Source organism: Variovorax sp. OV329 (genome assembly GCF_900114785.1).
GTDB lineage: Bacteria > Pseudomonadota > Gammaproteobacteria > Burkholderiales > Burkholderiaceae_C > Variovorax.
In genome coordinates this window covers 359,683-369,896 of the sequence record NZ_FOUG01000006.1, presented here as the reverse complement: position 1 = coordinate 369,896, position 10,214 = coordinate 359,683, and the positions used below count along the sequence as shown (strand labels likewise).

Sequence of the window (10,214 nt, the reverse complement as noted above, 5' to 3'; positions counted from 1 at the left end):
GCTCCTCACACAACAGGCCGGATACAAGGCAGCAGCCGACTTCTTCACAACACCGATGCGGGTTACTCCTCATAGCCGGGAGGCATCCATACAAGATCCCATGGCCAAAGGCGAACAGCGCAGCAACAAGATGACGAAGAAGCCGAAGAAGGAAAACGGGCCGCCGAAAGACTCGTCCGGCACGTCTACCCGCCCGACTCCCCCCACCACTACGGTGCTTCCCAAGGGCAAGCTGAAAAACAAGTAGGTCTTGCTGCTTGGCGGGTGGGCCGTCGTGCATGCACTGGCCGCTTCTGGCCGAGTGCAATCGGCCGTTCACCATGCCATAGCCCGGCATGGGAATCCCCGACCCCATCATGCGTCACGATCTTTGACCAGCGCGCAAGAACCCAGACGCTCTACAGCAAGGGCCTCCCGGTCCGGCTAGTCCGAAGCCGGCAACCCCGGCTCCCCCAGTGACAGCATCAACCGGTTGGCCCAGTTGAAGAAGGCCGCCGCGTGGACCAGGTCGGAGATCGCGAGGTCGTCCAGCCCCTCGTCGCGCAGTGCCAGCACGTGGCTGGCATCGAAGGCAGGCGGCGTGGCGCTCAGCGCGACCGAGGCGGCCACGATGGCCTCCCAGCGCGAATCCAGCTGGGTGCCCACGCCTTCGTCGAGCAGGCGCTGCACATCGTCCGTGCGCGAAGAGAAGTGTGTCGCGAAGCGCGCATGCACCGAGGCACAGTAGATGCAGCCGTTGAAGCGCGAGGTCGCGGCGGCAGAGAGCTCGCGCTCGGCGCGCGGCAGGCCGGCCTCGGGGTTGTAGAAGATGTCCTTGTCGGTGCGGGTGCGTGCGCCCAGGATGTCGGGGTCGCGCGCCAGCAGCATGAAGTACGGCGACTTGGCGCGCGAGGCATCCACAAGGCCCGCGAGGTGCCGATCGGTCAGCTGCTCGGGCGGCAGCGGTGCCAACCAGGGCAGCCACGCCAACTCGGCCTGGGTGAACTCGGTGGGCGGGTGGTTGTGCGGATGGCTCAGGGTGTCGATGCTCATGAATGCGGCTCCGGTCAGTGGGCTTCGGCGGCTTCGGGCGCCTGCGCAAGCGCGTGCAGTCCGACCACCACGCGCACCTGGAAGGACAGGAAAGCCACCAGCTGCGACAGCGTCACGATGTCGTCGGGCGACCAGTCGGCATCCAGCAGGGCGCGCAACGCGTCGGCCTTGGCATCGCGCGGGTGCAGCACCAGCAGGTGCGCATGCGCCAGCGCGGCGGACAGGCGCACGCCCAGCACGGCGCGGTGCTCGGGCGACACGAGGTAGTCGGGGCCCGCCACGTCCTCGGCGCTGAGCGTGCCGGCCGGGTAGCTGCCGTAGGGTCCGGTCGCGGCACCCTGCGCCGCTGCGGCGATCACGGTCTCCTGCACCGCCGCGGGCGCGCCCGCACGCGCCAGGCCAGTGGCATAGAAGGCCACGAAGGCCGGCTGCTTGTGCAGCGCGGCGACGAAGGTGGCCACGGCGAATCGTTCCACTGCCCTGAAGGCACTGCCCTGCCCCGGCGCGGCGGCAGCAGGCTCGAAGAGCGCCTGGTAGCTCTGCTGGGCATGCAGGCGCGCCAGCGGCCGGCGGCTGCGGATGGCATCGATCGGGCCACCGGCCTGGAGGCCGACGAGCTGGTCGATCACGTCGGGAAATGCGTGTGCGGTCATGCGATGGTCTGGAGTGAGGAATCGTTGGATGGCGCCTCGGACAGGGTGCGCTCGGGCGCCCATCCCAGTGCCGGGGCCACTTCGGTGGCGATGAGCTCGATGGAGCGCAGGATGTGGCGGTGCGGCGGGTCGACCGAGTGCACCTGGCACACCAGGTCGGTGACATGCTGCAGCGTGCGGTCGGCGCGCAGCGAGGCGATCACGTCCGTGGGCGTGCCCACGTGCACGTCCTGCCGCGCGATCAGCACGTCCAGCGGCGCGTCGTGCGCAGGCGCGCCAGCGGCGGGCTGCCGCACGAGACTGCGCCGCAGCCCCTCTTCCGCCAGGCGCCGCGCGAGGGCCCGGTCGTCGGCGACGAACACCGAGCGCGATCCCACGATGCGTCCCGCCCGCCCGGCCGGCAGCGCCGACAGGTAGGCATCGACGAGCGGCAACTGGATCTCGGCCAGCGTCGCATGCGGCGCCTCGGCGGTGCGCGGCTGCGTGCGCGAGAGCATCAGCCCGTCGCCCGCGCGGCCCGCGCGCTCTGCGCCCGCTACCGAAAAGCTGGCCTGCCAGACGCGGTCGAGCAATTGCGGCGAAGACGGGTACAGCCGGTCGCCGCCCGGCAGCGGCCGCCCGGCCCAGGCATGACGCAGCAGGGCCAGGTGCGCGGCGAAGACTTCGGCGCGCTGCGCGCTGTCCAGGCCGAAGGCCGCGAAGGACGAGGGCGTGCCGCCCGTGCCCACGCCGAACTCCAGTCGTCCGTTGCTGAGCAGGTCCAGCACAACGGCATCCTCGGCGACGCGCACCGGGTTCTCCAGCGGCAGGGTGACGATGCCGGTGCCCAGGCGGATGCGTTGCGTCTTCGCGGCCACCTGGGCCAGGAAGACCAGCGGCGAAGGCAGTCCGCCCTCTGCTTCATGGAAATGGTGCTGCGCGACCCAGGCCGCGTCGAAGCCCAGGGCCTCGGCATGCACGATCTGCTCGGTGGCCAGGCGATAGCGCTCGCTGGCCGTGGCGTTGTCTAAGAGGCGGGTGAAGAAACCCAGGCGCTGGATTCTGGACAAGTCGGACGCTCCCTTCTGCGTGTGTCCTGCAGGAGCGGCCGAGTATGGGAAGCAGCCTTTTCAAAGGGAAGGATGCTTTGGGCGCGTGCTTATGCGCTTTCCGAGCAAGTGCGAGTGGCTCTGCGCGCTTCAGATCATTCGTTCATGAAGAAGCAACGAATCGGTAGTTCGCGCTTTGATGCGGCCTTTGCAGAATGCAGGCTGGGTGCTCGAAAGGGCACAGCTCTACGACCGCGCAAATGAATTTCCAACAACTGCGCTCCGTGCGCGAAGCGGTGCGTTGCCGCTTCAATCTCACCGAGGCGGCCCAGGCGCTGCACACCTCGCAACCCGGCGTGAGCCGGCAGATCCGCGAACTCGAGGACGAACTCGGCCTCGAACTGTTCGTGCGCGCCGGCAAGCGCCTCACCGGGCTCACACCGCCCGGGGGCCACCTGCTGCCCATCATCGAGCGGATGCTGCTGGAAAGCCGCAACCTGCGCGAGGCCGGCCAGGAGTTCCTCGCGCAGAGGACCGGCCTCCTGTCCATCGCCGCGACGCATTCGCAGGCCCGCTACGCGCTGCCTATTGCAGTGCAGGAATTCCGTGGGCGCTTTCCGGAAGTGCGGCTGCACCTGCGCCAGGGCTCGCCGCAGCAGATCGCGCAGATGCTGCTGGACGGCGAGGCCGACGTGGGCATTGCCACCGAGGCGCTCAGCGACTACCCGCAACTGGTGGCGTTGCCCAGCTTCCGCTGGACCCATTCGCTCATTGCGCCGCCGGGCCATCCGCTGCTGGACGGTCCGCTCACCATCGAGCGACTGGCGGCCTGGCCGCTGGTGACCTACGACAGCGGCTTCACCGGCCGCAACCGCATCGACCAGGCTTTCGCGCAGGCCGGGCTCAAGCCCAACCTCGCGATCACCGCGATGGATGCGGACGTGATCAAGACCTACGTGGAACTGGGCATGGGCGTCGGCCTGGTCGCCGGCATCGCCTTCGAATCCGAGCGCGACAGCCGGTTGCGCGCGGTCGATGCGGGCCACCTGTTCGGCATCAACACCACCAAGCTGGCGGTGCGGCGCGGCGCCTACCTGCGCGGCTACGTGTACGACTTCATCGAGTCCTTCTCGCCCACGCTCACGCGCGGCATCGTGGAGGCCGCCCTTGATGCCGTGCCCGAGAACCCGGCCCAGGCCGTGCCCAGGGAAGCGGCGGCGCAGCTGGTGAGGCATGCCGAGCAGGCTCCGGGGCGCCTGGCCGAATTTCAGTTCAGCGCCGGCTGAGCGGCACCAGCGTGCTGCGATCCAGAGGCGCCCAGCTCGAACTCGATCAGTGCGCCGTGCGCCTTCGCCGCATCCAGCACGTCGCCTGCGCGCGCGGCATCGGGGTTGCGAAGCACGAAGGCATAGGGCCCCTCGCCTCGCGTCGCCAGGCGCTGCGCCAACGGGCTCGACGGGCCTTCGGCGGGATCGCGCGGTGACGACAGCACCAGCGAGCTGCGCCCGATGCGCACCACGGCCACGCGCACACCGCTGCCCGGCAGCACCACCGCCGGGCCCAGGTCCGCGCCTTCGCCCAGCAGTGCGCGGTAGCGCGCGAGCGTCGCGTCCAGGTCATGCACGGCGATCGCCAGGCTGGAAACGCCTTGCGCGCCGTTGGCATGCACCCGCACTTCGCCTTCGGGCACGCGCAGCCGGCGCGGCGTGATGTCGCCGCACAGGAACGGCAGGTCCGCCGTGCCCGGGCGCGCCGTCTGCCAGTGCAGGCGTTCGCCGTCGGGCCGCAGGCGCCCGCCGTCGAGCGGCCCCTCCAGCTGCAGACCGCGCTGCGCTGCGGCCGCCACGGTGTCGGCCGTGCCGGGCGGCAGCAGCGCGTAGTCCACGATGCCCTCGCCATGGCGCTGCAGCAGCTGCCACCAGCGCTCCTGCGGCGCCGGCGCGCGCCAGGCGATCAGCTCCAGGTAGCTACCGTCGGCGAACACCACCAGCGCGTTGTGCGTGCTGCGGCCTGGATGCTCGCCGCCGCGCAGCACGTTGAAGCCCAGCGCGGCGTAGTCCGCGAGGGTCTGCTCCAGGTCATGCACGGCAATGACGATGTGGTCGAGTGAAAGGCTCATTCAGGTTTCCGATCTGTGTTGAAGTCAGGAGGCGGTGCGGGCCGCGTCAGCCCCGCCCAGGTAGGCATCGCGGATGCGCGCATCAGCCAGCAGCTCGCCGGCCTTTCCGCTGAGCACGATGCGGCCGGTCTGCAGCACGTAGCCGTGGTGTGCGATCTGCAGCGCCAGGCTGGCGTTCTGCTCCACCATGAACACGGACACGCCCTGCCGGTTGATCTGCGCAATGAGCTCCAGCACCTTGTCCACGTACAGCGGCGACAGGCCCATGGTGGGCTCGTCCATGCACAGCAGGCGTGGGCGGCCCATGAGGGCTCGGGCCATCGCGACCATCTGCTGCTCGCCACCCGAAAGCGTGCCAGCCTGGAAATCGATGCGCTCGGCCACGCGCGAGAAGAGTTCCAGCATGCGCTCCAGGTCCTCGGCCACGGCCTTGCGGTCGCTGCGGGCGTAGGCGCCCATCAGCAGGTTCTCACGCACCGTCATGGCCGGGAACAGGCGCCGCGCCTCGGGCACCGAGCCGATGCCGCGGCGGATGACCTGTGGCGTGCCCAGCCCCAGGATGGACTGGCCGTTGAAGCGCACCTCGCCCGAGCGCGGCTTGAGCAGTCCCAGCACCACCTTCATGGTGGTGGACTTGCCGCTGGCGTTGCCGCCCAGCAGGCTCACGATCTGGCCGGCGCGCACTTCCAGGTCCAGGTCGAAATGCGCCTGCACCGGGCCGTAGAAGCTGTTGACCTTGCGCAGCGAGAGCAGCGGCTCGTCACTGCGTGCCGTGGAGGCGCGTGCGTTGAATGGCGAAGGCGCGGCGTCGCCGTCGCCCCAGATCGGGCGCGGCGCGAGGCCGGCGCGTGCAGCGGTGCCGATCATGCGGGCACCGCCGTCGCCTGCTCGCCCACGTGGCGGTGGCCCAGGTAGGCCTCGATCACCGCCGGGTCGTGGCGCACCGCCTCGGGTAGGCCCTCGGCGATCTTGCGGCCGTCGTCCAGCACGATGACCCGGTCCGACAGCTGCATCACCAGGTCCAGCTTGTGCTCGATCAGCAGGATGGTGTGGCCGCGCCGCTTGAGCTCGCGGATGATCTCCAGCATCTCGGCCGTTTCGCTCTCGTTCATGCCGGCGGTGGGCTCGTCCAGCAGCAGCAGGCGCGGCTTCAGCGCCAGGGCGCGGGCAATCTCCACGCGGCGGCGATTCGCGTACGAGAGGCTGTAGGCCGGGTGGGCGATGCGCGGCGCCAGGCGCGTGCCGAAGAGCGCGATGATCTCCAGCGCCTCCTCGCGCAGGCGCCGTTCCTCGCGCTGCACGCGGGGCGGCTGCACCAGGGCCAGTGCCAGCTCGGCCAGCGCGCCCAGGCCGGGCACGCCGCCCAGCCGGGGCCGCGCGGCTTGCAGGCGCGTGTGGGCGCCCACCAGCACGTTGTCCAGCACCGTGAGATTGGCGAACACCCGGCCATGCTGGAAGGTGCGTGCCAGTCCGCGCACCGCCAGCTCTTGCGCAGGCAGGCCGGTGATGTCCTCGCCCTCGAAGCGCACCCGGCCTTCGTCCGGCGTGTCCAGCCCCGTGACCAGGTTGAACAGCGTGGTCTTGCCCGCGCCGTTGGGGCCGATCACGCTGAGCAGTTCGCCCTGGCCCAGCTTCAGGCTCACGCCATCGACGGCGGTGAGGCCGCCGAAGCGGCGGGTCAGGCCCTCGACTTCAAGCAGCCAGCGCATCGGCCTTCCCTCCCCCGGACGTATTGGCGGCTTCGGCCTGCGAGTTGACCAGCTTCACCTCGGCGCGGATGGCCTGCGGGTTGCGCAGCAGGTTGAGGATGGGGCAGCTCGCTTCCACCGCCGCGAAGAGTTCGTCGATCTGCTCGCGGCTGGCGGGCGAGTCGATGTGCACCGTGTAGCCGATGTCGTGCGGCCAGATGGGCGTGGCCTCGTGGCCGGGCGTGCCGCCGCGCGGGTCGATGAGGCCGCTCACCTCCACTTCCAGGCTTTCCAGCGGCACCTGCCGCTGCGCCGCCTGGATCAGGAAGATGTGCGTGACGCAGGTGCCCAGCACGCCCAGCTGCAGCTCGGGCGAGCTGGGGCCCAGGTTGTAGCCGGCGAAGTCCGGCGGGCTGTCGCTGATGACCTGGTGATCGCGGATGCGCAGGCGCCGCACGCCGCTGCGGCCCTCGGCCCGCACGTGGGCCCTGAGCTGCACGGCCTGCGCGTTGCCGGCCTCGACGGCGGCGTTGCGGGCCAGCACGGCTTCGCGCTTCTCGGCCAGGTAGTCGTTGAGATGGCTCATGGATGTTCGCTCTTTCAGCAAAGTCAGACGGTGCCCAGCAGTCCCTGCGGGCGGAAGCGGATGAGCAGCAGCAGTGCCACCCCGTAGATCAGCATCCGGTACTCCGCCGTCACGCGGAACAGCTCGGGCAGGCTCACCAGCGCCACCGCGCCCAGCACCGCGCCGCTGATGTTTCCCAGGCCGCCCAGGATCACCATGGTCAGCGCCAGGATGGAGATCTGCGAGGTGAAGGTCTCGTGGTTGATGTAGGAGTACAGGTGTGCGGTGAAGGCGCCGCTCACGCCGGCCGCGAAGCCGCCGAAGCCGAAAGCCATGGCCTTGTAGCGGTCCGGGCTCGCGCCGTAGGAACGGGCCGCCACGTCGTCCTCGCGCACCGCGCGGAAAGTGCGGCCCAGATGTGATCTCAGCAGCCGCCACTGCAGCAGGGCCAGCAGCACCATCGCCGCCAAGGCGGCCCAGTAGAAGGCCTCGTTGGAGGACGCGTCCTGCCCGAAGAGGGAGAGCGGCGGGATGCCCGACACGCCGATGGGTCCGCGCGTGAGGCTCTCCCAGTTCAGGATGGTCAGCGCCACGATCTCGCCGATGCCCAGCGTGGCGATGGACACGTAATGCCCGCGCAGCTTGAAGGAAGGGAAGATCAGCGCGGTGCCCACCAGCGAAGTCACCAGCCCGGCCAGGACGATGCTGGTGCCCACCGGCAGGTGCAGGTCCAGCACCAGCAGCGAGGAGGCATAGGCCCCGATGGCCAGCAGCCCCGCATGCCCCAGCGAGATCTGCCCGATGGTGCCGGCCACCAGCGTCAGCCCCAGGGCCAGCGCGGCATACAGCCAGGCGTTGGTCAGCGTCTGCAGCACATAGGGCGAAGGCGAGAACAGCGGCAGCGACACCGCCGCGGCGAACAGGCCCGCCAGCAGCCAGCGGGGGATGTGCCAGGGCTTGCTGGGCGCGATGAAGGTGCCGGTGAGCGGCTCGGGCGGCAGGGCGCGCTTGCGCCCGAACAAACCGTTGGGGCGCCACACCAGGATCACCAGCAGCAGGATGAAGGCGAAGAGGTTGCGGTAGGGCGTGCCGAACAGCGCCACGCCATAGCTCTCGGTCAGCCCCAGCAGCATGCTTCCCACGATGGCGCCGGGCACGTTGCCCACGCCCCCCACCACGGTCGCCACCACGCCCTTGAGCGTGGCCTGGAAGCTCATCGCCGGGCTGATGTTGTTGTAGTACATGCCCACCAGCAGGCCCGACAGGCCTCCCAGCGCCGAGGCGATGGCGAACACGCTCAGGTTGACGCGGTTCACGTCCACGCCCATCTGCTGCGCCGCGTCGCGGTCCTGCGCGGTGGCGCGCACCGCCCAGCCCAGCTTCGTGAAGCGCAGGAAGCAAAAGAGCAGCGCCGCGCTCGCCAGCCCGATGCCGGCGATGAGCAGGTCCAGCGCGCCGATGGTGCCGCTGCCGATCTGCAGCCGCCAGTCGGGCAGCTGGGTGGGCAGCGCCCGCGGGTCGGGGCTGGCCAGCAGCTGCACCGCGATGTCCAGCACGAAGCTGATGCCGATGGTGGCCAGCAGCGGCGCGATGCGCGCCGAGCCCTGCAGCGGCCGCAGCCCCACCCGCTCGATCAGCATGCCCAGCGCGCCGCAGCCCAGCACCACCAGCCCGATGGTGAGCGGCAGCGGCGTGTGCAGGAAGGTGATGGCGGCCCAGCCGATGTACGCCCCCACGGTGTAGACCGAGCCGTGCGCGAAGTTGATGAGGTGCGAGACGCCGAAGATCAGCGCCAGCCCCACCGCCAGCAACGCATAGATGTTGCCGATGATCAGGCCGTTGATCGTGTAGTCGAAGAAGGATGTGAAGCTCATCGCCCGTGCAGCCGCCCCGTCGTCGCGATCAGCGGGCCGTGGCCGAAGCCGTGCTGAGCTTGCCGGGCTCGGCCAGCGCCCACTTGCCGTCCCTGACCACCAGGTCGATGCTCTTCACGCCGATCACGCGGCGCGTCTGCGCGTCGAAGTTGGCCTTGCCGAAGACCACGCTGGGCACGTCCTTGATCTTGTAGAAGGCATCGCGCACGGCCTTGCGGTCGCCGTCCGGGCCGGCCTGGACGAGCGCGGCCGCCGCGATCTGCACCGCGTCGTAGGCATAGGCGTTGAAGGCGTCGGGTTCCTTGCCGTACTTGGCGCGGAAGCGCTGCACGAAGTCCTTCACCTCGGGGCGCGGCTCGTCGGGGAAGAAGGCGGTGTTGGTGTAGATGCCCTCCACCGCGGCGGCGCCCAGTTCGATGAACTTGGGCGAGTAGACCGAGCCGCTGGCCGCGATGGGCTGCTTCAGGCCCACGCTGCGCACCTGGCCGGCGATGAGCGCGCCGTCAGGGTAGTAGGAGATGAGCACCAGGCCATCCGGGTTGGCATCGCGCACCCGCACCAGCGTCGAGCGGAAGTCCTTCTCGTCGGGCTGGTAGCCCTCGGCGATCACCACCTGCGCGCCGCGCTCCTGCGCCGCCTTGACGAACACGTCGCGGCTGGTGCGGCCCCAGTCGGTGTTCAGGAACAGCACCGCCACCTTCTTGAAGCCCAGCGACTTCACGGCCAGGTCGGCCAGCAGCGGCTGCGCGTCGGCCTGGCTCACCGAGGGGCTCCAGATGTAGTCGCCGCCCTTGGTGAAGTCCGGGTGCGAGTTGGTGAAGCCCAGCTGCACCAGGCCGGCCCGCTGGTAGATGGGCGAGGCAGCCATCGACGCGGGGCTGGAGAAGTCGCCCAGCTCGATCCGGATGCGCTTGTCGTTGACGAACTTCTGCGCCAGGCCCACCGACTGGCGCGGGTCGCTCTGGCTGTCCTCGAAGACGTAGGCCAGCGGCCGGCCATGGATGCCGCCCTTGCCGTTGACGTCTTCCACGGCCAGGTCGAAACCGGCCTTCCACTGCGCGCCGTACTGCGCGTTCTGCCCGGTCAGCGGCCCGCTGACGCCGAACCAGACGGGCTCGCCCGTGGCGGGCGCGGACCAGGCCACGACGGGTGCCAGCAGCGCGAGGGCGGCCAGGCGAAGGAATTGACGGTGCAGCATGTGCGAGGACTCCGGGACAACAGGAAGCTTGCGATTCTTGGTGCCGGGGGGCTTCGC

At 69.8% G+C, this 10,214-nt stretch carries 11 protein-coding genes; 2 read left to right on the top strand and 9 right to left on the bottom strand.

Features of this window, described 5'->3' with window-relative positions; genetic code table 11:
- Positions 1 to 247, top strand: a 247-nt coding sequence (locus BM345_RS30395; protein ID WP_217653985.1) for a hypothetical protein, incomplete at its 5' end; no start/stop codon positions are given.
- 176 nt (positions 248 to 423) lie between these two features.
- Here the strand turns inward: BM345_RS30395 and BM345_RS13330 are convergent.
- From BM345_RS13330 to BM345_RS13320, 3 genes are read right to left on the bottom strand one after another with little or no spacing between them, the layout of a single operon-like run.
- Positions 424 to 1,032 carry an alkylhydroperoxidase domain protein gene (locus BM345_RS13330; RefSeq protein WP_093380164.1) on the bottom strand — a complete coding sequence of 203 codons (609 nt, stop codon included), beginning with the start codon at positions 1,030 to 1,032 and terminating at the stop codon, positions 424 to 426.
- A 14-nt stretch (positions 1,033 to 1,046) separates the two neighbouring features.
- The gene (locus BM345_RS13325; RefSeq protein WP_093380163.1) at positions 1,047 to 1,685 is read right to left on the bottom strand and encodes a CMD domain protein; all 639 of its coding nucleotides are present in this window, start codon (positions 1,683 to 1,685) and stop codon (positions 1,047 to 1,049) included.
- On the bottom strand, positions 1,682 to 2,734 hold the full coding sequence (locus BM345_RS13320; protein WP_093380161.1) for a putative FMN-dependent luciferase-like monooxygenase: 1,053 nt from the start codon (positions 2,732 to 2,734) through the stop codon (positions 1,682 to 1,684). The genes BM345_RS13325 and BM345_RS13320 overlap by 4 nt, the downstream gene beginning before the upstream one ends.
- A 239-nt stretch (positions 2,735 to 2,973) precedes the next feature.
- On the opposite strand from BM345_RS13320, the gene BM345_RS13315 reads away from it, so the two are divergent.
- The gene (locus tag BM345_RS13315) at positions 2,974 to 3,999 is read left to right on the top strand and encodes a CysB family HTH-type transcriptional regulator (RefSeq protein WP_093380159.1); all 1,026 of its coding nucleotides are present in this window, start codon (positions 2,974 to 2,976) and stop codon (positions 3,997 to 3,999) included.
- Here BM345_RS13315 and BM345_RS13310 read toward each other — a convergent pair.
- From BM345_RS13310 to BM345_RS13285, 6 genes are read right to left on the bottom strand one after another with little or no spacing between them, the layout of a single operon-like run.
- The gene (locus BM345_RS13310; RefSeq protein WP_093380158.1) at positions 3,981 to 4,832 is read right to left on the bottom strand and encodes a VOC family protein; all 852 of its coding nucleotides are present in this window, start codon (positions 4,830 to 4,832) and stop codon (positions 3,981 to 3,983) included. The genes BM345_RS13315 and BM345_RS13310 overlap by 19 nt on opposite strands.
- 24 nt (positions 4,833 to 4,856) lie before the next feature.
- Positions 4,857 to 5,699: an ABC transporter ATP-binding protein gene (locus tag BM345_RS13305; RefSeq protein WP_093380156.1), complete on the bottom strand. Its 843-nt coding sequence runs from the start codon at positions 5,697 to 5,699 to the stop codon at positions 4,857 to 4,859.
- The gene (locus tag BM345_RS13300) at positions 5,696 to 6,541 is read right to left on the bottom strand and encodes an ABC transporter ATP-binding protein (protein ID WP_093380155.1); all 846 of its coding nucleotides are present in this window, start codon (positions 6,539 to 6,541) and stop codon (positions 5,696 to 5,698) included. Before BM345_RS13300 ends, BM345_RS13305 begins: the two co-directional genes overlap by 4 nt.
- Positions 6,525 to 7,106, bottom strand: coding sequence for an OsmC family protein (locus tag BM345_RS13295; RefSeq protein WP_093380153.1), 582 nt, complete (start codon positions 7,104 to 7,106; stop codon positions 6,525 to 6,527). The genes BM345_RS13300 and BM345_RS13295 overlap by 17 nt, the downstream gene beginning before the upstream one ends.
- A gap of 23 nt (positions 7,107 to 7,129) precedes the next feature.
- A complete protein-coding gene (locus tag BM345_RS13290; RefSeq protein ID WP_093380151.1) occupies positions 7,130 to 8,959 on the bottom strand; it encodes an ABC transporter permease in 1,830 nt (609 codons plus the stop codon).
- Between the two features lie 28 nt (positions 8,960 to 8,987).
- On the bottom strand, positions 8,988 to 10,157 hold the full coding sequence (locus BM345_RS13285) for an ABC transporter substrate-binding protein (protein ID WP_093380150.1): 1,170 nt from the start codon (positions 10,155 to 10,157) through the stop codon (positions 8,988 to 8,990).
- Positions 10,158 to 10,214: the final 57 nt, after the last annotated feature.

Coding starts and splice junctions, on each gene's coding strand:
- BM345_RS13300 (WP_093380155.1), bottom strand. CDS start 6,541: ATGCGCTGGCTGCTTGAAGTCGAGGGCCTGACCCGCCGCTTCGGCGGC.
- BM345_RS13325 (WP_093380163.1), bottom strand. CDS start 1,685: ATGACCGCACACGCATTTCCCGACGTGATCGACCAGCTCGTCGGCCTC.
- BM345_RS13290 (WP_093380151.1), bottom strand. CDS start 8,959: ATGAGCTTCACATCCTTCTTCGACTACACGATCAACGGCCTGATCATC.
- BM345_RS13305 (WP_093380156.1), bottom strand. CDS start 5,699: ATGATCGGCACCGCTGCACGCGCCGGCCTCGCGCCGCGCCCGATCTGG.
- BM345_RS13295 (WP_093380153.1), bottom strand. CDS start 7,106: ATGAGCCATCTCAACGACTACCTGGCCGAGAAGCGCGAAGCCGTGCTG.
- BM345_RS13330 (WP_093380164.1), bottom strand. CDS start 1,032: ATGAGCATCGACACCCTGAGCCATCCGCACAACCACCCGCCCACCGAG.
- BM345_RS13285 (WP_093380150.1), bottom strand. CDS start 10,157: ATGCTGCACCGTCAATTCCTTCGCCTGGCCGCCCTCGCGCTGCTGGCA.
- BM345_RS13315 (WP_093380159.1), top strand. CDS start 2,974: ATGAATTTCCAACAACTGCGCTCCGTGCGCGAAGCGGTGCGTTGCCGC.
- BM345_RS13310 (WP_093380158.1), bottom strand. CDS start 4,832: ATGAGCCTTTCACTCGACCACATCGTCATTGCCGTGCATGACCTGGAG.